Origin of the sequence: Streptomyces sp. NPDC007205 (assembly GCF_040634095.1) — a bacterium.
In the GTDB taxonomy this organism is placed as follows: Bacteria; Actinomycetota; Actinomycetes; order Streptomycetales; family Streptomycetaceae; genus Streptomyces.
Genome location: NZ_JBEYEW010000005.1, coordinates 184,439 through 205,624 on the forward strand (window position 1 = coordinate 184,439; position 21,186 = coordinate 205,624).

The 21,186-nt window shown below is 71.2% G+C and carries 22 protein-coding genes; 9 read left to right on the forward strand and 13 right to left on the reverse strand.

The genetic code is table 11. The features are described 5' to 3' along the window. Positions 1 to 133 precede the first annotated feature (133 nt). Positions 134 to 688, forward strand: coding sequence for a peptide deformylase (def, locus tag ABZ624_RS11855; RefSeq protein ID WP_360085690.1), 555 nt, complete (start codon positions 134 to 136; stop codon positions 686 to 688). Between the two features lie 82 nt (positions 689 to 770). On the opposite strand, the gene ABZ624_RS11860 is transcribed toward def, so the two are convergent. After that, entirely contained in the window at positions 771 to 1,415 is a 645-nt protein-coding gene (locus tag ABZ624_RS11860; RefSeq protein ID WP_360085693.1) for a TetR family transcriptional regulator, read from the reverse strand. A gap of 170 nt (positions 1,416 to 1,585) precedes the next feature. On the opposite strand from ABZ624_RS11860, the gene ABZ624_RS11865 reads away from it, so the two are divergent. Then, entirely contained in the window at positions 1,586 to 2,815 is a 1,230-nt protein-coding gene (locus ABZ624_RS11865; RefSeq protein ID WP_360085696.1) for an acyl-CoA dehydrogenase family protein, read from the forward strand. On the opposite strand, the gene ABZ624_RS11870 is transcribed toward ABZ624_RS11865, so the two are convergent. The 7 genes from ABZ624_RS11870 to ABZ624_RS11900 all read right to left on the reverse strand — a co-directional run bounded on the left by ABZ624_RS11870 (position 2,812) and on the right by ABZ624_RS11900 (position 9,580). Then, positions 2,812 to 3,333: a cupin domain-containing protein gene (locus ABZ624_RS11870; protein WP_360085699.1), complete on the reverse strand. Its 522-nt coding sequence runs from the start codon at positions 3,331 to 3,333 to the stop codon at positions 2,812 to 2,814. The genes ABZ624_RS11865 and ABZ624_RS11870 overlap by 4 nt on opposite strands. Before the next feature lie 7 nt (positions 3,334 to 3,340). Continuing rightward, positions 3,341 to 4,558, reverse strand: a complete 1,218-nt coding sequence (locus tag ABZ624_RS11875) for a cytochrome P450 (RefSeq protein WP_360085702.1) — start codon at positions 4,556 to 4,558, stop codon at positions 3,341 to 3,343. Then, positions 4,555 to 5,619, reverse strand: a complete 1,065-nt coding sequence (locus ABZ624_RS11880) for a type III polyketide synthase (protein ID WP_360085705.1) — start codon at positions 5,617 to 5,619, stop codon at positions 4,555 to 4,557. The genes ABZ624_RS11875 and ABZ624_RS11880 overlap by 4 nt, the downstream gene beginning before the upstream one ends. A gap of 231 nt (positions 5,620 to 5,850) precedes the next feature. Then, entirely contained in the window at positions 5,851 to 6,084 is a 234-nt protein-coding gene (locus ABZ624_RS11885) for a DUF6213 family protein (RefSeq protein ID WP_351243279.1), read from the reverse strand. Between the two features lie 25 nt (positions 6,085 to 6,109). After that, positions 6,110 to 7,495: an NADP-dependent succinic semialdehyde dehydrogenase gene (locus ABZ624_RS11890; protein WP_360085708.1), complete on the reverse strand. Its 1,386-nt coding sequence runs from the start codon at positions 7,493 to 7,495 to the stop codon at positions 6,110 to 6,112. 76 nt (positions 7,496 to 7,571) lie between these two features. Beyond that, complete coding sequence (locus tag ABZ624_RS11895) at positions 7,572 to 8,045, reverse strand: NUDIX domain-containing protein (RefSeq protein ID WP_360085711.1); 474 nt, start codon at positions 8,043 to 8,045, stop codon at positions 7,572 to 7,574. Then, positions 8,042 to 9,580 carry an ATP-dependent DNA ligase gene (locus ABZ624_RS11900; RefSeq protein WP_360085714.1) on the reverse strand — a complete coding sequence of 513 codons (1,539 nt, stop codon included), beginning with the start codon at positions 9,578 to 9,580 and terminating at the stop codon, positions 8,042 to 8,044. Before ABZ624_RS11900 ends, ABZ624_RS11895 begins: the two co-directional genes overlap by 4 nt. A gap of 455 nt (positions 9,581 to 10,035) precedes the next feature. Here ABZ624_RS11900 and ABZ624_RS11905 point away from each other — a divergent pair, with 455 nt between their 5' ends. The 5 genes from ABZ624_RS11905 to ABZ624_RS11925 all read left to right on the forward strand — a co-directional run bounded on the left by ABZ624_RS11905 (position 10,036) and on the right by ABZ624_RS11925 (position 14,267). Continuing rightward, positions 10,036 to 10,611 (forward strand): XRE family transcriptional regulator, encoded by a 576-nt coding sequence (locus ABZ624_RS11905; protein ID WP_360085717.1) that lies wholly within the window; start codon positions 10,036 to 10,038, stop codon positions 10,609 to 10,611. Positions 10,612 to 10,718: 107 nt separating this feature from the next. Continuing rightward, positions 10,719 to 11,684, forward strand: coding sequence for an NADPH:quinone oxidoreductase family protein (locus tag ABZ624_RS11910; protein ID WP_360085720.1), 966 nt, complete (start codon positions 10,719 to 10,721; stop codon positions 11,682 to 11,684). Further along, positions 11,681 to 12,862 carry an acyl-CoA dehydrogenase family protein gene (locus ABZ624_RS11915; protein WP_360085723.1) on the forward strand — a complete coding sequence of 394 codons (1,182 nt, stop codon included), beginning with the start codon at positions 11,681 to 11,683 and terminating at the stop codon, positions 12,860 to 12,862. The genes ABZ624_RS11910 and ABZ624_RS11915 overlap by 4 nt, the downstream gene beginning before the upstream one ends. After that, on the forward strand, positions 12,859 to 13,932 hold the full coding sequence (locus ABZ624_RS11920) for an acyl-CoA dehydrogenase family protein (protein WP_360085726.1): 1,074 nt from the start codon (positions 12,859 to 12,861) through the stop codon (positions 13,930 to 13,932). Before ABZ624_RS11915 ends, ABZ624_RS11920 begins: the two co-directional genes overlap by 4 nt. Before the next feature lie 140 nt (positions 13,933 to 14,072). Beyond that, positions 14,073 to 14,267 (forward strand): hypothetical protein, encoded by a 195-nt coding sequence (locus ABZ624_RS11925; RefSeq protein WP_360085729.1) that lies wholly within the window; start codon positions 14,073 to 14,075, stop codon positions 14,265 to 14,267. 45 nt (positions 14,268 to 14,312) lie between these two features. On the opposite strand, the gene ABZ624_RS11930 is transcribed toward ABZ624_RS11925, so the two are convergent. The 4 genes from ABZ624_RS11930 to ABZ624_RS11945 form a co-directional block, all read right to left on the reverse strand. Then, positions 14,313 to 15,515, reverse strand: coding sequence for a phosphodiester glycosidase family protein (locus ABZ624_RS11930; RefSeq protein WP_360085732.1), 1,203 nt, complete (start codon positions 15,513 to 15,515; stop codon positions 14,313 to 14,315). A 145-nt stretch (positions 15,516 to 15,660) separates the two neighbouring features. Then, on the reverse strand, positions 15,661 to 16,035 hold the full coding sequence (locus tag ABZ624_RS11935; protein ID WP_360085735.1) for a DUF779 domain-containing protein: 375 nt from the start codon (positions 16,033 to 16,035) through the stop codon (positions 15,661 to 15,663). 546 nt (positions 16,036 to 16,581) lie between these two features. Beyond that, a complete protein-coding gene (locus ABZ624_RS11940) occupies positions 16,582 to 17,208 on the reverse strand; it encodes a DedA family protein (protein WP_360085738.1) in 627 nt (208 codons plus the stop codon). A 109-nt stretch (positions 17,209 to 17,317) separates the two neighbouring features. Then, positions 17,318 to 17,548: a hypothetical protein gene (locus ABZ624_RS11945; RefSeq protein WP_360085741.1), complete on the reverse strand. Its 231-nt coding sequence runs from the start codon at positions 17,546 to 17,548 to the stop codon at positions 17,318 to 17,320. A gap of 74 nt (positions 17,549 to 17,622) precedes the next feature. Between ABZ624_RS11945 and ABZ624_RS11950 the strand changes: the two genes are divergently transcribed. Beyond that, positions 17,623 to 18,396: an alpha/beta fold hydrolase gene (locus ABZ624_RS11950; protein WP_360085744.1), complete on the forward strand. Its 774-nt coding sequence runs from the start codon at positions 17,623 to 17,625 to the stop codon at positions 18,394 to 18,396. A 96-nt stretch (positions 18,397 to 18,492) separates the two neighbouring features. Here ABZ624_RS11950 and ABZ624_RS11955 read toward each other — a convergent pair whose 3' ends face one another. Further along, a complete protein-coding gene (locus tag ABZ624_RS11955) occupies positions 18,493 to 18,828 on the reverse strand; it encodes a hypothetical protein (RefSeq protein ID WP_360085747.1) in 336 nt (111 codons plus the stop codon). 561 nt (positions 18,829 to 19,389) lie between these two features. Between ABZ624_RS11955 and ABZ624_RS11960 the strand changes: the two genes are divergently transcribed. Continuing rightward, a complete protein-coding gene (locus ABZ624_RS11960) occupies positions 19,390 to 20,376 on the forward strand; it encodes a L,D-transpeptidase (protein WP_360085750.1) in 987 nt (328 codons plus the stop codon). Positions 20,377 to 21,186 lie beyond the last annotated feature (810 nt).

A 21,186-nucleotide genomic window follows, 5' to 3' on the forward strand; every position in this document is an offset into this window, starting at 1 on the left:
CGTACGCGCCGCGCCTGGGGCCATCCGGCAACGTGGTGTGGACCTGAAGCCTATCGAGATCCGTTCGCACACCCGAATCCCGCCCCACGCCTGTGCGGCGGGCATGAGCTGAAGGAACCGTACCCTTGCCGCTATGCGACACGGCACGATCCCGGGCGCCCACGGGCGAGTCCGGCCTCTTTCCCTGCTCGGAGACGCACCGCTGCGCGAGCAATGCCGGGAAGTCACCGGCTTCGGTCCCGATCTGGCGGCGCTCGTGGAGGACTTGTTCGCCACGATGTACGCGGCGCAGGGGGTGGGTCTGGCGGCGAATCAGGTGGGTGTTCCTTTGCGGGTGTTCGTCTACGACTGCCCGGATGATGACGATGTGCGCCATCTCGGGCATGTGGTGAACCCACGGCTGGTGGAGACGGACGGCGTGGTGATCCGCGGCCCGGAGGGCTGCCTGTCCCTGCCGGGCCTGGAAGCGGGGACCGAGCGCTACGACCATGCGGTGGTCGAGGGCTTCACCGTGAAGGGCGAGCCGATCACCGTGCACGGCACGGGTTTCTTCGCCAGGTGCCTGCAGCACGAGTGGGACCACCTGGAGGGCCGGGTGTACGCGGATCACCTCACGGGGTGGCGGAAGCGGAGGCTGGGCAGGCAGCTGAAGCGGGCTTCATGGCGCCGGGCGAGTGGTCCTGCCTGAAGGGGTGCGGGGCTGTATCGGTATGCGGCTCCGCCGCGTGGGCGCGGCAAGCCCCCACGCACCCGCACGTGAAGGCCGGCCGTCAGAACCCCGGGCCCCCCATTCTGTCCCCCGCAGCCGCAAGACGTCCCCACAGCAAATCCGCAAGAGACCGCACCAACTCGGCGCGGGAGCAAGGCCGTTCCCCCAGCCACCAGTCCCCGGCCGCATGCATCATCCCGACGATCCCGTGCCCCCACACCCGCGCCAGCTGCTGACTCTCCGGTCCCAGATCCACCCGCTCCTCGATGACCTGGGCCAGCTCCTCGCCCATCCGCCGGAGCAGCGGAGCCGAATGCTTGCCGACATCGAAGCCGTGGTCGCTCCCGGCAGTGCCCTCCGCGGGATGCATCAGGAACCGATACACCTGAGGCCGTGCCTCGATCGCGGCGAGATACGTGTCCAGCGTGGACTCCACCCGCTCGCGCCTCTCGGCGGGAGCGTCCAGCGCCGCCCGCAGCGAATCGAGCAGCGCATCCGTGTGCCGCTTGGCCAAAGCCGCGTAGAGGCCGCCCTTGTCGCCGAAGTGGCGATAAAGGATCGGCTTGGTGATTCCCGCTTCCGCCGCGATCGCGTTCATCGACGCCTGTGGGCCGTCGCGCAGCACCACCCGGTCGGCGGCCTCCAGCAGCTCGCGCCGTCGGCGGTCGGCGGACCGCTGCTGATCGGTCCGCTGTGTGGTGTCCATGTGCTCTCCCCACCCGTGCTGATTCGGTGACGCCTGCGCAAACTAACACTGACTGGGCCCCTGACATCGAACGGGATGGCGGGGCGTCATCGGCGGTTGACTTTTCCTACCCGCCGGTAACAGACTCGGGTTACCGCTAGTAACATCGCACTGCCGCCGCTGGAGGGGACATGGCCGAGTTCACCATGGAGCTGAACGACGAACAGAAGGAAGTCCGGGACTGGCTCCATGGCTTCGCCGCCGACGTGATCCGCCCCGCGGCCGCCGAGTGGGACGAGCGCGAGGAGACTCCCTGGCCGGTCATCCAGGAGGCGGCGAAGGTCGGCATCTACTCCCTCGACTTCTACGCCCAGCAGTACTTCGACCCCACCGGCCTCGGTATCCCGATGGCCATGGAGGAGCTGTTCTGGGGCGATGCGGGCATCGCCCTCTCCATTGTGGGCACCGGCCTCGCCGCCGTGGGCGTTCTCGCCAACGGAACCGAGGAACAGATCGGCACCTGGATCCCGCAGATGTACGGCGACCAGAACGACGTCAAGGTCGCCGCGTTCTGCTCCTCCGAGCCCGACGCCGGCTCCGACGTCGCCTCCATGCGTACGCGTGCCGTGTACGACGAGGCCAAGGACGAGTGGGTGATCAACGGCACGAAGACCTGGGCGACCAACGGCGGCATCGCCAACGTCCACGTCGTCGTCGCCTGCGTCGACCCGGAGCTGGGCTCCAAGGGGCACGCCTCCTTCATCGTCCCGCCGGGCACGCCGGGCCTTGCCCAGGGCCAGAAGTTCAAGAAGCACGGCATCCGCGCCTCGCACACCGCGGAGGTCATCCTCGACAACGTCCGGGTCCCCGGTTCCTGCCTGCTCGGCGGAAAGGAGAAGCTGGACGAGCGGCTCGCGCGGGCCCGCGAGAAGGCGAAGGCGGCCGGAGGCGAGCGGGTGAAGAACGCGGCGATGGCCACGTTCGAGGCGTCCCGCCCGGCCGTCGGCGCGATGGCGGTCGGCACGGCGCGGGCCGCGTACGAGGTCGCCCTCGACTACGCCAGGACCCGGGAGCAGTTCGGTCGGCCGATCATCGACAACCAGGGGGTGGCCTTCCAGCTCGCGGACATGCGGACGCAGATCGACGCCGCCCGGCTGCTGGTGTGGCGTGCCTCGTGGATGGCGGTCAACGGGAGGCCGTTCACCGCGGCCGAGGGCTCGATGTCCAAGCTGTTCGCCAGCGAGACGGCCAAGAAGGTCACGGCCCAGGCCATCCAGATCCTCGGCGGCAACGGCTACACCAGGGAGTACCCCGTCGAGCGGATGCACCGGGACTCGGCCATCTACACGATCTTCGAAGGCACGAGTGAGATCCAGCGGCTGGTGATCGCCCGCACCCTCGCGGGCATGCCCATCCGCTAACGATGCCTGAGCGGCGTCAGCTGCTCGATGTCGTACTTGGCCCTCAGCGCCTCGATCGCCTCCTGGTCGGGTGGGCCCCCGCTGCCGAGGATCTCCAGCAGCTCCTCGAAGTAGCGCTCGTGATCCGGCGGCGGGCTCGCCTGGAAGAACATCTTCGCGGAGGTGTCCGTCGGGTTCGCGAACGCGTGCGGGCACCCCGGGGGTACGACGATGACCGTGCCCGGGGTCGCCCGGACCACCCGGCTGCCCGAACTGGACTCCCACTTCTGCCAGTTGTCCGGTGTGCGGATGCGCGGCTCGAAGGCGAGCACGTCCAGTTCGCCTTCGAGGACATAGAACAGCTCCTCGCTGCGCGTGTGCACATGGGCGCCCACGTCGAACCCCGGCGGGACCTCCACCTCGAAGGCGGAAGCCATCCGCGAGTGGGTGCCGGTGACCTTGAACGTCACACGCTGTGCCGGTGTCGCGACGACACGGCCGTGGCCCGGCGGCACGAGCAGTCCCTCGGTCTGCGTCATCGGTGGCTCACCATGTCACCGGCAGGGCCTCGGGCCCCCGGATCAGCGCGCCCTTCTTGAAGGGCACCTGCTCCGGCGGCACGGCCAGCTTCAGGCCCGGAACCCGGTCCAGCAGGGCGTTCACCAGCAGCTCCGACTCCAGCCGGGCGAGCTGGCCGCCGGGGCAGTAGTGCGGGCCGAAACCGAACGACACATGCGGGTTCGGACTGCGCGAGAAGTCGATGGTCTCCGGGTCGGGGAAGACGTCCGGGTCGCGGTTGGCGGCCAGGTAGGAGACATAGACCGGGTCGCCCGCGCGGATGCGGTGGCCCTTGATCTCGACGTCCTCCATGGCGATCCGGGACAGCCCGACCGCGTTGCGGTGCGGGATGTAGCGCAGGAGCTCGTCGATGGCCTGTGGCCGGATCCGCGGCTCGCCGCGCAGCCGTTCGATCAGGTCGGGGCGGGTCAGCAGCAGGTAGAACATCTGCCCGCTGTTGTTGGTGACCGCCTCGCCGCCGATCTGGAGGAGGACGGCGAGACCGACGGCCTCCTCCAGGGTGACCTCCTCCCGGCCCACCGCGGCGCCGAGCAGTGAGGTGACGTCCTCGGCCGCGCTGTTCTCGCGCAACCCGATGAGGTCGGAGAAGTAGGTGCTCATCTCCCGCTTGGCCTTCTCGCTGACCTCCTTGCCGTGCGAGGAGGACAGGATGACCTGGGTCCAGGCGTGCACGGTGTGCCGGTCACCGGGCGGGACGCCCATCAGCTCGCAGATCACCGCGATCGGGAACGGGCTGAGCACCGCACTGGTGAGATCGGCGGGCGGCCCGTCCTGCAGGAGCTCGTCGACCAGCTCGTCGACCATGGCCCGTGCCTTCTCCCGTACCCGCTCCACACCCTTCGCGGTGAACGCGGCGGCCACCGCGCGGCGCAGCCGGGTGTGGTCGGGCGGGTCGAGGAAGCCGACCGCGCCGCGGTCCGGGACGAAGTGCGGGGCGAGCCGCGTGACCGGCTGCTCCATGACCGCCTCACGGCTGAAGCGCGGGTCGTTGGTGACCATGCGCACATCGTCGTGCCGCGTCACCAGCCACGCCCAGCCCTCGCCGTTGGACAGCTGGATGCGGGTGACCGGTCCCTCGCCCATCAGCTCGGTCAGCACCGGGTCGAAGTCCGTCCCGGTCAGGTCGAGCGCCGGCCACTGCCGGATCGGGGGCAGGGTCTCGGTGAGCGTCGTCTCCGCGGTCATCGCGGGCCACCGTCCGCGCTGACCCAGCGGCCGACCGTCATCTCGGCCGTGATGCCGGGACCGAACCCGGCGAGCAGACCGCGCGCCCTGTCCTCGGCGCCGCCCTCGTCGAACAGCCGGCGCAGCGCGTCCAGGACGACGGCGCTGGCTATGTTGCCGTACTCGGTGAGCGTGGCCCGGCTGAACCGGAACGCGTGCGGCTCGACCTCCAGGAACTTGCTGAGGTCGTCGAGTATGCGGGGGCCGCCCGCGTGGATGATGTAGAAGTCCAGGTCGGACGCGTCCCAGCCGTGCATGCCGGCGAGGTCCTTCAGCGCCGGGGCGAGCGGCTCCATGGTGGCGGGCACCCGCTTGTCCAGCAGGAAGTGGAAGCCGGTGGCCCGGACGTCGTACGCGATCCAGTCCTCCGTCTTCGGGATCAGGTAGGAGCCGTTGCGCTCCAGACGGACGCCCGTACCGCCGTTTCCGCGGACCACGGCGGCGGCGATGCCGTCGCCGAACAGGCCGTTGGAGAGCAGCGAGCCGACGCCGAGGTCGGTGGGCTGGTAGCACAGCGAGCAGAACTCGCAGGCCACGATGAGCGCGTTGGCGTTCGGGTAGGCCGAGCAGAAGTCGTGCGCCCGGTTGATGGCCGCCCCGCCGGCCGCGCAGCCCAGCTGGGCTATGGGTAGCTGACGGGTGGTGGAGTCGAAGTCCATCTCGTTGATCAGCCACGCCGTCAGCGAGGGCATCATGAAGCCCGTGCACGACACGTAGATGATCACGTCGATGTCGCCGGTGAGCAGCTCCGCGTCGTCCAGCGCCCGCTGGATCACGGCGGGGACCCGGGCCTTGGCCTCGGCCTCGTAGAGCTTGTTGCGGTCCTCGAAGCCCGGGTGCTTCAGGGTCTCCTCGATGGGCTGCACGATGTGCCGGGTCTTGACGCCCGTGTTCTCGATGAGGCGCAGTGCGAGTGCCAGTTGAGGGTGGTCCGCGTGGCGGGAGCGCGCCAGCTCCAGCGTCTCCTCCATCGTGATCACGTGCTCCGGGACCGACACCGAGGGTCTGCACAAAGTCGCCATGAACCGTCCCTGCTTTCCGCTTTCGGCGGGCCTTCGCCCACCGGCCAGAAGGTGGTTCACCTCTGTGGGTGCTACACCCACCGTCACCCAGGAGGACGACTATCTCGCGTTGGGTTACTCCGAATCGGGGACCCGGGGCCGCGCTCGAAAGGCGAATTCCACCGCCGGACGAGGGGAAATCCGATGACGACTGTTACGGCGGGGAAGCGGTGGGGCAGCCCGCACAGCGGTCTACGGCGCCCCACTGCTGTGCGCGATGCAGGCCACGTCGATGCGATCCGCCAGCTTGGCCAGCTCGATGGTCAGAGCGGCCACCGTATCCTCGTCCAGGCCCGGTTCCCCGCCCTCGACCAGATGCAGCCACCGAGCGCCCACGGTCCGCAGCAACTTACTCACGTCGGCCGCAGCCACCTGCAGGGCCCCACGGTCGTCCACGATCAGAGGCAGAGTCACTTCGCCGTTCACAAACCGGATGCTAGCCGCGCAGCGCTCACGCACCCTGCCAAACCGTGGTGATGTTGCAGAACTCGCGGATTCCGTGCCCGGACAGCTCACGCCCGAACCCGGACCGCTTGACCCCGCCGAACGGGAACGCCGGATGGGAGGCGGTCATCCCGTTGACGAACACGGACCCGGCCTCCAGGTCGCGGGTGAACCGCTCCACCTCGCTCTCGTCCCGCGTCCACACATTGGAACTCAGCCCGAACAGCGAGTCGTTGGCGATGAGCAGTGCCTCGTCCACGTCGCCGGCCCGGTACAGCGTGGCCACCGGTCCGAACGCCTCCTCCCGGTGGATGCGCATCTCCCGGGTGATCCCGGCCAGCACGGTCGGCGGGTAGTACCAGCCCGGCCCGTCCGGGCGCTCGCCGCCGCACAGCACCTCGGCGCCGCTGCGCTTCGCGTCCTCGACCAGTTCCTCCAGGTCGCCGCGCCCCTGCTCGCTGGAGAGCGGCCCGACCTCGGTGTCCTCCTCCAGCGGGTCGCCGACCTTGAGCGCCTTCATGGCGGCGACGAACTTCTCGGCGAAGGTGTCGTAGACGTCGGTGTGCACGATGAACCGCTTGGCGGCGATGCAGGACTGCCCGTTGTTCTGCACGCGCGCGGTCACCGCCACCGCGGCCGCCCGGTCCAGGTCGGCGGAGGGCATGACGACATACGGGTCGCTGCCGCCCAGCTCCAGCACCGTCTTCTTGATCATCTCGCCGGCGGTGGAGGCGACCGCGCGGCCCGCGGGCTCGCTGCCCGTCAGCGTCGCCGCCTTCACGCGTTCGTCGCGCAGGATGTCGTCCACCGCCGCGGACCCGACCAGCAGCGTCTGGAAACAGCCCTCCGTGAAGCCCGCCCGGTGGAACAGGTCCTCCAGGTACAGGGCCGTCTGCGGGACGTTGGAGGCGTGCTTGAGCAGACCCACGTTGCCCGCCATCAGCGCGGGCGCGGCGAACCGGACCACCTGCCACAGCGGGAAGTTCCACGGCATCACCGCGAGGACCGGGCCCAGCGGGCGGTAGCACACCCGCACCCGGGAGGCGCCCGCATCGCGCACGTCCGGCTCGGCGGGCTCCTCGTCGGCAAGCAGCCCCTCGGCGCGCTCGGCGTACCAGCGCATCGCCTTGGCGCACTTCGCGGCCTCCGCCCGTGCCTGCTTGATCGGTTTGCCCATCTCGGTGGTCATGACCCGGGCGATCTCCTGCTGGTCCTCCTCCAGCAGGCCGGCGGCCCTGTTCATCAGCCGGGCGCGGTCGGCGAACGTGGTCGTCCGGTAGGTGCGGAACGTGGCCTCGGCGAGCTGGAGCCGGCGTTCCAGCTCCTCTTCGCCCATCGGCTCGTACGTCTTGAGCGTCTCGCCGTTCGCCGGGTTCACCGTCGCGATGGCCATGGCTGACCTCCCTGGGAGCGGGCTTGCTTCGACCTTCGCGCGCGCCCGGGCGAGCCGCAACGCGAAAGCCCCCTGTTCAGCCCGAGTGCTCCGCCAGCCGGTCGAGAAACGCGGTCTGCGCCGAGATGATCAGCTCACGGGCCCGGTCCAGGCCGAGCCACTCCACCCGGTCCAGCTCCGGGAACTCCCGCACCCGGCCGGACCTCGGCGGCCACTCCATGGCGAAGGTGCCGGGACTGAAGCCCGTCAGGTCCGGGTCCGCCTCGACGGCCCACGCGGTGACGATCTTGCCGTTCCTCTGCACGACCTCGCCCAGCGCTACGGCCTCCCCGTCGGGCGGCGCCAGCCCCAGTTCCTCCTGGAACTCCCGCCGGGCGGCCTCCCAGGCGGGCTCGTCGGGTTCGTACTCGCCCTTGGGCACGGTCCAGGCGCCCGCGTCCTTCTTCGCCCAGAACGGGCCTCCCATATGGCCCAGCAACACCTCGACTCCCTCACCGGTGTGCCGGAACAACAGCAGTCCCGCGCTATGCCTCGTCGCACGCACCGTCACGGCTCGACCTCCGGGTGGGCCGTCAGCAGGGCCTCCACCGTATCGGCCTCCTCGGGGCGCTTGTCCTCGCGGTAACGGACCACGCGGGCGAAGCGGAGGGTGACGCCGGCCGGGTAGCGGGAGGAGCGCTGCAGGCCGTCGTAGGCGATCTCCACGACGAGTTCGGGGCGGACCCGGACCACCCAGCCGGTGTCCTCGACCGCCAGTTCCTGCAGCCGCTCGGTCTGCCAGGCGAGCATCGCGTCGGTCATGCCCTTGAAGGTCTTGCCGAGCATGGTGAAGCCGCCGTCGGGGCTGCGGGCGCCCAGGTGGAGGTTGGAGAGCTTGCCCGTGCGGCGGCCGTGTCCCCACTCGGCGGCCAGCACCACCAGGTCGAGGGTGTGGACGGGCTTGACCTTCAGCCAGGAGGCGCCGCGCCGGCCCGCGCTGTAGGGGGCGTCCAGCGCCTTGACCACCACACCCTCGTGACCGCGGGCCAGCGTCTCGGCGAGGAACCGTTCCGCCTCCGCGATGTCCTCCGGCCCCGAGGCGACCGTCCGGCGCACCCGCATCGGCTCCGGCACCAGCCGGGCCAGCTCCGCGTGCCGCTCGGCGAAGGGCAGGTCCAGCAGATCGGTGCCGTCGACCGACAGGACGTCGAAGAAGACGGGGGAGACCGGGACCTCCTCGGCCGCCTTCGCCACGTCCGTGCGGGAGCCGACCCGGCCCGCCGTCTCCTGGAAGGACCGGGGCCGTCCGGACGCGTCGAAGGAGATCACCTCGCCGTCCAGGATGAACCGATCGCTCCGCAACTCCCGCGCCGCAGCCGTCACTTCGGGCAGCCGGTCGGTGATGTCGTCCAGGGTGCGGGTGTGCACACGGACCGTGTCGCCGTCCCGGTGGATCTGCACCCGAATGCCGTCCAGCTTCTCCTCCACCGCGCAGGCGCCCAGCTTCTCCACCGCCTCGGCGACCGAGGAGGCGCTGTGCGCCAGCATCGGCAGCACGGGCCGGCCGACCGTGAGCCGGAAGCGGTCCAGCGCGCCGGGCCCCTCGGCCAGCAGGGCCTGGGCGACCGTCTGCAGCGACCCGGCGAGCATCACCGCCCGCCGTACGGCGGCCGGGTCGGCGTCGGTCGCCCGGGCGAGGCCCTCCACCGCGACGGCGTCCAGCGCGCCCTGCCGTACCTCGCCGGTGAGCAGACCGAGCAGGAAACGCTGCTCCTCCTCGGTGGCGGCGCCCATCAGCTCGCCGACGAGCCGCGTCCGCTCCGCCTGTGAACCCGGACCGGACACCTTGCCCAGCTCGCCGAGCAGGGCGTCGACCTCCCGGACCGTGAGGGTGGGCTCGGCGGCCGGGGGCACCGGGCGGCCGAGCACCTTCCAGCCGACGCCGAGCCGGCCCTGCGGCAGCCGTCCGGCCAGGTAGGGGATGACGATCGGCACGTCGTCCGCCTCCGCGTCCCGGAACAGCTCGGCGAGCAGGGCCGTCTTGCGGGACCGCGCCGCCGTCGCGGCGACCTCCTGGGACACCTGGGCGAGCCGGGTCAGCAGCATGCGGCCATAGTCCTACGGGGGGCGCCGGAACACACCCGGTTGCGCTCCGCCGGGGTGGGCCGCGGCTCGTCGTCGTTCGTCTGCGGCGCCGTCGTGGCTGGTCGCGCAGTTCCCCGCGCCCCTCCGGGCGCTGCTGTCCACGCTTGTCAGCCCACGTCCCCGCAGCGAGCCGGACCCCGGTGAGCCGGTCGTCGGCGACGACGAGTTCCGCGCCCTCGCCGGGCACGACGGTGAAGCCCGCCTCGTCCCTGCCGGCGTGCACGACCCGGTCGCGGACCAGCCGCACGCCGTACCGGGCGATCTCCTCCCGCCCGACCGCCAGGAACTCGGCCGGCGACATGCCGTCGCGGGACGGACAGCCGTGCATGTGCGCGGACGGCGCGTTGCAGCCCGGCTGCTCCGCGCTCCGGCGCTGCGGTATTGACAAGCCTGTTTGCCGAACCTGCAATACCGGCATGAGTACCGACGACGTTCTCTCCGGGGTGGGCCCGCGGCTGCGGCGCATGCGCAAGGAGCGGGAGGTGACGCTGGCCGCGCTGTCCGAGGTCACCGGCATCTCCGTGAGCACCCTCTCCCGGCTGGAGTCCGGCCTGCGCAAGCCCAGCCTCGAACTGCTGCTGCCGATCGCCCAGGCCCACAAGGTGCCGCTGGACGAACTGGTCGGTGCGCCGCCGGTGGGGGATCCGCGGGTGCGGTCCAAGCCGATCGTGCGGGGCGGGCGCACCCACTGGCCGCTCACCCGCCGGCCCGGCGGCCTCCAGGCCTTCAAGGTGCTGGAACCGCAGCGCGATCAGGAGCCGGATCCACGCACCCATGAGGGGTACGAGTGGCTGTATGTGCTGTCGGGGCGGTTGCGGCTGGTCCTCGGCGAGCAGGAGGTGGTGCTCTCGGCGGGGGAGGCCGCCGAGTTCGACACGCGCGTGCCGCACTGGTTCGGGTCGACGGGCGAGGGACCGGTGGAGTTCCTCAGTCTGTTCGGGCCGCAGGGCGAGCGGATGCACGTACGGGCGCGGCCGGCGTCCAAAAAGTGACCCACGCGACGCGCGCCGGGATCCGGCGAACGGTTCCCTGATCGGCAAGCGACCGCTTAGTATGCGGTCGGACCCGGTCAGACGAAGCAGTCCCGTGGAGGCCCCGCATGCAGGCATGGCAAGTGCACGAGAACGGCGAGCCGAGCGAGGTGATGCGCCTGGGCGAGGTGGAGCCCCCCGCACCCGGTGACGGCCAGGTGTTGCTGCGCGTGCGCGCCGCCAACATCAACTTCCCGGACGCGCTGCTGTGCCGCGGCCAGTACCAGGTGCGCCCGCCGCTGCCCTTCACGCCCGGCGTGGAGATCTGCGGCGAGACCGAGGACGGCCGCCGCGTGATCGCCAACCCCGCGCTGCCGTACGGCGGTTTCGCCGAGTACGCCCTCGCCGACGCCCGTGCCCTGCTGCCCGCGCCCGAGTCGCTGGACGACGCCGAGGCCGCCGCGCTGCACATCGGCTACCAGACGGGCTGGTTCGCCCTGCACCGCCGGGCGCACCTGGAGGCGGGGGAGACCCTGCTCGTGCACGCCGCCGCCGGCGGTGTCGGCAGCGCCGCCGTCCAGCTCGGCAAGGCGGCCGGCGCCACCGTGATCGGTGTCGTGGGTGGTGCGGACAAGGCCGCCGTGGCCCGTGAGCTGGGCTGTGACGTGGTCGTCGACCGCCGCACCGAGGACGTGGTCGCGGCCGTGAAGGAGGCCACCGGCGGCCGGGGCGCCGACGTGATCTACGACCCCGTCGGCGGCGAGGCCTACGCCCAGTCCGCCAAGCTCGTCGCCTTCGAGGGCCGGATCGTCGTCGTCGGCTTCGCCAGCGGCACCATCCCGAGCCCCGCCCTCAACCACGCCCTCGTGAAGAACTACTCGATCCTGGGCCTCCACTGGGGCCTGTACAACACCAAGAACCCGAAGCTGATCCTGCAGTGCCACGAGCAGCTCACCGACCTGGCCGCCCGGGGCGCGATCAAGCCGCTGGTGAGCGAGCGGGTGCCGCTGAGCGAGGCCGCCGTGGCCGTGCAGAAGGTGGCGGACGGCCGCTCCACCGGCCGGATCGCCGTGGTGATGGAGGAGACAGCATGACCGACGCCGAAGAACTGCGCCGCCGCACACGGGAGTTGCTGGCCACACATCCCCCGGCGGACACCGACCCCGTGGACTTCCTGCGCGCCCGCTTCGACGCGGGTCTCGCCTGGGTCCACTACCCGCAGGGCCTCGGCGGTCTGGGCGCCGCGCGCGCCCTGCAGGCTGTCGTGGACGCCGAACTGGAGGCCGCGGGCGCCCCCGACAACGACCCCCGGCGCATCGGCATCGGCCTCGGCATGGCCGCACCGACGATCCTCAAGTACGGCACGGACGAGCAGAAGCAGCGCTTCCTGCGGCCCCTGTGGACCGGGGAGGAGGTCTGGTGCCAGCTGTTCAGCGAGCCCGGCGCCGGCTCCGACCTCGCCGCGCTCCGCACCCGGGCCGTACGCGAAGGGGACACCTGGGTCGTCAACGGTCAGAAGGTGTGGACCTCCAGCGCCCACATCGCCCGCTGGGCCATCCTCATCGCGCGCACCGACCCGGACGTGCCCAAGCACGCCGGCATCACCTACTTCGTCTGCGACATGACCGACCCGGGCGTCGAGGTCCGGCCGCTGCGCCAGATCACCGGCGAGGCCGAGTTCAACGAGGTCTTCCTCACCGACGTCCGCATCCCCGACGCCCGCCGGCTCGGCGCGGTCGGCGACGGCTGGCGGGTCGCCCAGACCACGCTGATGAACGAGCGCGTCTCCATCGGCGGCATGGCCCTGCCCCGTGAGGGCGGCATGATCGGCCCGGTCGCCAAGACCTGGCGCGAACGCCCCGAACTGCGCACCCACGAGCTGCACCAGCGGCTGCTGAAGCTGTGGGTCGAGGCCGAGGTCTCCCGGCTCACCGCCGAACGCCTGCGCCAGCAGCTCGTCGCCGGCCAGCCCGGCTACGAGGGCTCCGGCATGAAGCTCGCCTTCGCCCGCCTCAACCAGGAGATCAGCGGCCTGGAGGTGGAACTGCGCGGTGAAGAGGGCCTGTTGTACGACGACTGGACCATGCGCCGCCCCGAGCTGGTCGACTTCACCGGCCGTGACGCCGGCTACCGCTATCTGCGCTCCAAGGGCAACAGCATCGAGGGCGGGACCAGCGAGGTCCTGCTGAACATCGTTGCCGAACGGGTCCTCGGCCTGCCCGCCGAGCCGCGCACCGACAAGGACGTCGCATGGAAGGACCTGGCCCGATGACCGATCTGCTGTACTCGGAGGAGGAAGAGGCGCTGCGGGCCGCCGTCCGCGACCTGCTCACGGACCACTGTGCACCGGCGGACGTCATCGCCCGCGCCGAGTCGGGCACCCCGCACGACCTCGCTCTGTGGAAGTCCCTCGCCGAGGGCATGGGCCTGGCCGGGCTCCTGGTGCCCGAGGAACAGGGCGGTCAGGGCGCCTCGCCCCGCGAAGTCGCCGTCGTCCTGGAGGAGTTGGGCCGCGCGGTCGCCCCCGTGCCCTATCTCACCAGCGCGGTCGTCGCCACCGAGGCCCTGCTGGCCTGCGGCGACGAGGTACTGCTGGGGCAGCTGGCCTCCGGCCGGACCATCGGCGCCCTCGCGGTCGGGCTGCACACGCCCCCGGGTGCCGTGGTGAAGACCGTACGCCTGGAGAACGCCGTCCTGCACGGCGAGTTGACCGGCGTCGCCGACGCGGCCGTGGCCGACGTCCTGCTCGTCCCGGCCGACGACGGCGGCCTGTACGCCGTCCAGGCCGACGCCGTGACGATCACTTCGCAGACCTCCCTGGACCTGACCCGGCCGCTGGCGACGGTACGCCTGGAGGGCACTCCGGGCCGCCGTGTCGGCGACGCGGAACCCGCCGTACGACGGGCTCTGCGCGCCGCCGCCGGACTGCTCGCCTCCGAGCAGCTGGGCGTGGCCGACTGGGCGTTGACCGAGACGGTCCGCTATCTGAAGGAGCGAAAGCAGTTCAACCGGCCGGTCGGCGGGTTCCAGGCGCTCAAGCACCGGCTCGCCCAGCTGTGGCTGGAGGTCGTCAACCTGCGGGCCGCCGCGCGGGCCTCGGCCGCCGCGTTGGCCTCCGGCGAAGAGGTGGAGGTGTCGGTTGCCGTTGCTCAGGCGTATGCCGCCCCCGTGGCCGTGCATGCCGTGGAGGAGGCGCTGCAGTTGCACGGCGGGATCGGCATGACCTGGGAGCACCCGATCCACCTGTACCTCAAGCGGGCCAAGGCCGACTCGATCGCCTACGGCACAGCGGGGGCCCACCGGGAGGCGCTGGCCGAGTTGGTGGACCTTCAGGGGCCCTGATCGGCCTGGCCGAGCGGGAGCCGTCGACTCGGGAGTGACACCACCCGTTTGGGGGACACGTCAGCCGACCGCACGAACCCTCCGCTACGCCACACTTGCGGCCGAACGCCGCTCAAGGGGCGTGGCGGAGGAGGTTCCCGATGGCCATTTCCATCTCTGTGGTGCTGCTGCTTCTGATCATTGCCGTGATCTTCATGCGCAACGGCGCCCTGAAGGTCTCCCACGCCCTGGTCTGCATGCTGCTCGGGTTCTTCCTGGCCGGTACGAGCATGGCGCCCACCATCAGCAGCGGTCTCACCACGACCGCCGAGCTGGTGAGCAGCCTGCGGCCCTGAATTCCCCTGACCAGGCACTGGATCAGGCATTGATCAGGCCCTGCATCAGTGGGTCGAGAAGATGCCGATCCCATTGGCGACGGGGCGTTCGGCGCCCGTGCTCGGATGGTTGCGGACCGTCACGGCGCGCGCTCCGTCGTCGCGGCTCACCAGCTCCGTCGAACCGCCGCCGTCGAGGTTGAACGCGTCCGACGCGCCCAGCAAACGCATGGTGTCCGCCTCTTCCGCGACCGTCATACCGGTCCGGTAGGCGGCGGCCCCGTCCAGCGCCAGGATCAACAGCTGGTGTCCGCCGCCCCGGAAGCCCACGACCGTGCGCACCGTCGAGGTGACGTCGTCCAGGCCGGACAGCGCCTCGCCGTGCCGCAGGACGGGGAACCCGCCGATCGCGAACGCGTACGGCACCCCGGACGAGGCCGCCACCAGGGTGTGCGTCACGGTCACCGTGTCACCGAGGGACAGCTTGCGCAGCCGCTGCGCGCCCGCCTCGCGGCCCACGAGGACCGTGGTGTCCGCCGGGACCGTCCCGCTGCCCGGTGCCTCGGAGGCGGCGACCACCCGGCCGCCCCGGACGCTGACCTCGTAGGTGTCGGTGCTGCACGGCGCCGACCGCTCGCTGTCGCTGCCGCACACGGCGCGCATCCGGGAGGCGCTGCCCCAGCGCGAGGTGAAGGCACCGACGGAGTTCTCCGCGAGCGCGTACTGGTTGAGTCCCCTCAGCGGGAACGTGCCCTCCGGCGTGGCGACGCGGCCGACGAGGGAGAGGCGGTCCAGCCTGGCCCGCCGGTCGGTGCCGACGCCGAAGACGTCCCGTGTGCCCGTCCCCGGCGGCAGCGTGGGCCCGAACCGCTGTCCGTCCGGCACCGCCGCCTTCAGCACCCGCCCGTCCGCGATCGCCGGTCCGACGCTCGCGCCGGTGGCCGCCACGCCGGGGTGCTGGGTCTCGGTGATGTGGAAGAAGTCACCGTTGACCCCCGCGACCGCCCCGGCCGAGTCCGCCATCGCGGAGACGGTGGCCCGGGCCGCCACCGCGCCCGGCTGCAGCAGGTCCACGCGGACGTGCGGATCTGCCAGGTCGACCGTGAGCAGATGGGCGTGTGCCGTGCCCGCGGCCGCGCGGACGTCGAACTGCCGGTAGGTGACCCCTGGAGCGATCCGCTCGCCGGCCGGAACGGCACCGGCCGGTGCCGCCCCCGCCAGGGCCGCACCGGCCAGCACACCGAACGCCGTGACCACCGTGAGAACCACTCTGCCCGCTGCCGAACACCTGCGACGTCTGATCACCGTGCCCCCTGATGTCTCGTCAACTGCCCTTGCCGTACGGGTTTTGCCGTACGCGTTCCGTACGGGTCCTACGGGGCAGTGGAGCAGAGCGCGGCGACCACCGGGCCGACTAGGCGTCGACTACGCGAGAACGGGTGAGAAAACGCACCCCCTCGGGTGCCTCCAGGGAGAAACCGCTGCCCCGTCCCGGGACGACGTCCACGATCAGCCGGGTATGGCTCCACGCCCGGTACTGACTCCGGGAGATCCAGAAGGTGACGGGCTCGGTCACCCCGTCCACCGCCAGTTCCGCGAGCAGCACGTCCGAGTCGCCGGTACGGAACTCGCCGTCCGGGTAGCACATGGGCGCGCTGCCGTCGCAGCAGCCGCCGGACTGGTGGAACATCAGCGGGCCGTGCTGCGCGTGCAGCCGCCGCACCAGATCCGCGGCCCGGGGGGTGAGTTCGACGCGGGGGACTTCGACGCGGGGGACTGCCTCATCCATGGGTCACCGTCCTGAAGAGCTGGGGCGCGGGGCGTCGGGCCCCGTCCAGTCTCACGGTTCGTCATCTGCCCGTCCAGCACGCGTCGTCGGTCCCGTCGCTCGCGCGCATGCCCTCGTGGACGGCCGGAGCAGTGCGCGCTGTGCGTTTGCGATGATGTGCTCATGTGCCACAGGGTCCGCTGCGCATGATCGCCTATCCCGCGTCCGAGTACCTGGACGAGCACGTTCATGTGGCTCTCTCCACCGGCGAAGCGCATGGCGGTCCCTGATCCCGGCGGAGTCCGCCGCCGAGGCCCTGATGGCCGTCGCCGACGCCGCCCAGGGGACCGTGACGCCGTGCCTGTGGCAGGCGTGGCCCTTGTGCACCGTCCATGACCTCGGCATGCACCCGCGCGAGGTCGACGGACGTGCGTCCTGGTCGTGCGCGGGCGGTTCCCGCCGGGGCGACCCGGCCCACGTCCGCGCGGCGATCGGCGAACTGGACACGCTCGAGAACGCTCAGCGAGCGCCGATACGGTGCCGGACCTCTCCCTTGGGTGGGCACTCTCAGCGGCGCGCGCGGCGGGCTCGGCGTGCCTCGAACAGGAGGGGCAGCATGGACAGGACGACGACCACGGCGACCAGCGGCAGCAGATAGTCGTCGACCTGCGGGACCGAGGCACCGAGGGTGTAACCGGCGAGGACGAGCAGCTGCGACCACAGCACCCCGCCCACGGTCTGCCAGATCGTGAAGGGCCGCACGGGCACGTCGAGCACCCCGGCCACGGGATGCAGCACCGTCCGCAGCAACGGCACGAACCGGCCGATGACCAGCGCCTTCCCGAATCCGTACCGGGCCAGCAGCCGCTCGGCCCGCACCGCCGCCGCCTGTACCCGCCGGCTGGAGGTACGGGCCAGCAGGGCCCGTCCGCCGTGCCGCCCGATCAGATACCCGACCTGCCCGCCGGCCACCGCCCCGACGGCCGCACACAGCAGCACCTGCCACAGCGCCAGCCGAGGCGCCTGCTGCGCGGTGCCGGCGCACAGCACCCCGGCCGGAAACAGCAGGGTGTCACCGGGCAGGAAGAAGCCGACGACCAGCAGACCGGACTCCGCGAAGATCACCACGAGGACGCCGAGCGCGCCGAAGGCAGCCAGCACCGAGGCGCTGTTCAGCGGGTTGACGGCTATCACGTGGCCGAGCCTCCTGCCTTTCTCGCAGGGCTGTCCGCTCACCAGCATCACCCGGCCACCCCGAAAACGCCCGCTCCGCACCGAGGTGGCCGGCGTGCCGTACGACGGGTCACGCCGCCGGCGCCGTACGAGGGGTCACCCCGCCGGCGGCCAGCTCGTCGGTCTCGATGCCGGTGACCTGCGCGGTGCGGCCGATGCCGGTGAACGCCAGGTCGTCGATGGGCGCGACCACCGTGCTGGGCCGGCTGGCGAGCACCCGTCCCCACCGCTGCCGCCCGAGATCCGGGAGGGCGCCCGCCTCCGCTCCGGCCGCAAGGTCGTCACCGGCTATGTCGCCCACGAGGTGGGGCCGGACGCGGCCACGGGCGCCGCGATGTAGCGTCCACGGGGACACCTGAGAAAGGGATCATGGGCATGTCGTACGCCAAGGCCGCGGACGGGACACGCATCGCTTACCAGCTCCGGGGGACCGGTTCCCCGCTGATCCTGCTCGCCGGTCAGGCCAACAACCACCACTGGTGGGACGGCGTCCGCGACGACTTCCACGGCACCCGCAGCACCCTCACCGTCGACTACCGCGGCACCGGCGACAGCGACAAGCCGGACGTGCCGTACAGCACCAGGCTGCTCGCCGACGACGTGGGCGCGGTCCTCGACGAGCTCGGGGTCGAGCGGGCCGACGTGTACGGCACGTCGATGGGGGGCCGCGTCGCGCAGTGGCTGGCCCTCGACCAGCCGCACCGCGTGCGGAGGCTTGTCCTCGGGTGCACCTCTCCCGGAGGGGCGCACGCGGTCGAGCGCGACGACACCGTACGCAGGGCGCTGGCCGCCCCGGCCCCGGCCGCCCGGCGCGAGGCGCTGCTCGACCTGATGTACACCCCCGCCTGGCGTGCCGCCCACCCCGGCCCGTACCGCACCCTCGGCGACCCCGCGATGCCGGCCTTCGCACGCAGGCGGCACCTGGTGGCCAGCGACGGTCACGACACCTGGGACGCCCTGCCCCGGATCTCCTGTCCCACCCTCGTCGTGCACGGCAGCGACGACCTGCTCAACCCCACCGCGAACGCGGCGCTGCTGGCGCGGCGCATCCCCGGGGCGCGGCTCGAACTGCTGGAGGGGGCACGGCACGCGTACTTCGAGGAGTTCCGGGCGGTCGCCGGGCCCCTCGTATCGGACTTCATCGACTGAAGGACTTCACCAAGGAGAACGCCCCTGCCCCTCGCCCGACGGGCTGGTGGACGACATCCTGGCCGGACTCGGTCCCGTGCCGCGCGGCTTGAACCGCTACCGGACCGCGCCCCCGGGACGGGCCCGGCGACGGGTCTCGGCGGCCGGCATCAGGAAGTACAGCGGTCCCGGCACCAGCATGGACACCCACATGATCAGCGCCGAACCGAGCACGTTCGACAGCCGGTCGGCGAACGCGCCCGCCAGCAGGCCGCCGACCGCGGCGCAGGAGAACACCAGGCCGATCACCGTGGACGAGGCGTGCAGCTCCCGCGCCATGAAGGTGACCTGGACGGAAGAGGCCGCGACGGAGAAGAAGTTGGCCACGCTGGTGCACATCAGCAGCCGCTGCAGCACCGCCTCACGCCGTACGAACGCCAGCCCCTCGGCCATCGCCGTACGGAACGGCCCGCGCTGCGCCGGAGCGGCCGGCCCGTCAGCCGCCTGCAGCCTTGCCGAGGAGCCCGACGGGTACGACGAGCCCGACGAGCCCGACGAGCCCGATGGATACGACGAGCCGGATGAGCGTGACGCCGGTGCGGCTGACGCGTCCCGGCCGCGCGGGGAGGCCGCCGAGCCCCACGCCTGTACGCCCCGTCAGCGCCCGCTGCGGCGGCCCCTGTCGTACCGGCTGGGTTCACCCAGGATGTGCGCCCGCCGCTGCGCCGAACGACGAGGCGTGGATTACCAGTTCGTCGTGATCCACGCGAGCACCATACGTGCGCCCAGCGCTGTCGGCAGAGCGCGATCAACCCGCCCGGAGCCGGGCGGCTGACGGCCCGGACACCGCCGACATCCGCCGCCGCGCCGCCGGTCCTGAAAAAGGCCGACCCCGCGGGGTGCCGAGTTTTGAGACATGTTTTACGCGACGCATGCAACTGTGGCCCATGCTCACGCGGTCTGACAGGTGAGTCGGGCCCGTCAGGGCCGAAGAGCGAGAGAGCGGGGCAGGTCGTGGGACGGCGCAAGGGCGGCATAGGGATCGCACTCGTCACCGGTGCGGTGCTGGTGGGCGCGAGTGCCTGTGGCGGGGGTGGCAGCGGCAAGGCTGGCGGGGACGACGCAAAGGCGTCGGGCAAGCCGAGTGCGAGCGCCTCCCCGTCACCGACGAAGCCCGCGGGTCCGCCGATGCTGCTGGACACGATCACCCCGCAGACGGGAACCACGGTCGGCGTGGCCATGCCGATCTCGGTGGTCTTCACGAACCCGGTGGCGGCAAAGGCACGGGCCACGGTGGAGAAGCACCTGAAGGTGAGCGCCTCACAGCCGGTGGTCGGTGCCTGGCACTGGTTCGGCGACAAGCGCGCCGACTGGCGGCCGAAGACGTACTGGCCTTCCGGCACGAAGGTGAAGATCGACGCTGACATGAACGGCGTCAGCAACGGCAACGGACGCTACGGCGTGCGCAACTACACGCACACCTTCACGATCGGCGACGACGTGCGCGCGGATGTCTCGGTGACCGGCCACACCATGAAGGTGTCCCGGAACGGCAAGGTGGTGCGCACCCTGTCGATCAACGCGGGCAGCGCCCAGTATCCGACGTGGAACGGCACGATGGCCGTCATCGACAAGCAGGAGAAGGTCCACATGACCTCCTGCAGCGTCGGCATCAGCTGCGACAAGGGCAGCCCGAACTACTACGACCTGACGCTGCCCTGGGACGTCCACCTGACCCAGTCCGGCACGTACGTGCACTACTCGACCGGCGACCCGAACCCGGGCAGCGGCAGCGCCCGCGGCTCGCACGGCTGCGTTCACCTGTCCATGTCGGACGCCAAGTGGTTCTACGGCCAGATCAAGCAGGGCGACCCCGTCACCATCACCGGTTCGCCCCGTGCCAAGGCCTCGGCCGACAACGGCTACGCCGCCTTCAATCTGGGATGGGACCAGTGGCTGGCGGGCAGCGCGTCCGGGGAGGGGACGACCGCGACGCTGTGAGGGCAGCCCGGGGCCTCCGGCGGCGACGAGACCGAATTCCGCGGAGGTGGACACCACGGTCTGGCCCTGCCCCCCACACCGGGGCCGTGCGCTAGAAACGGGCGAGGCCCGGAGCGAAACCACCGCTCCGGGCCTCGCCGTGTTGTGCTGACCGGTCATCCGCCGGCCTCCCGGTGGCCTTCGAGGGACGCCATCAGGGACGCCATCAGGGACGCCATCAGGGACGAAAGAGGCGGCGGTCGCCCCGGCGGTGTCGGCGGGCCCGCTGTCCGGTCGTCAGCAGACCCAGCGCGAACACCGCGACGCCGCACCCGGTGATGATCCACCATCCCGGACGGCTCGCCTCGGCGAGCCCGGTGCGCACAGCCCCGCTTCGAGCGCGGACATACCGCGCACATTCTCCGGCGCAGGAGCCCTGCCGCTGGCTGGAAAAGAACGCACCGAGCCGGGACGGCCTGAAAATTCCGACGCATCTTCTTCATGGTCGGTTCATCTGCCACCTTTCACGACTCGGCGGTAACCATCGCCGCAGCGTACGCGGGCACGGAATGGGGTGGTATGTCATCCCAATTCGCCCACCAGAAGCACCTGCGGGCCTATATAGCATGGCCACCCGTAAGGCAATCGGAATGACGTCCATGACAGTCGTCGACATCATGAATCAAGCCATTCAAACGTGTGGTGATCTAGATCACATCACCTTGTTCGGGCGAGCTTGCGCTGACTAGTTTGATCCCCGCTCAGGAGGGTGCGCTTACGTCGAACTACCCGACGCGGGGGATCGTTCGAACCGCGACGGCATCATTCAGG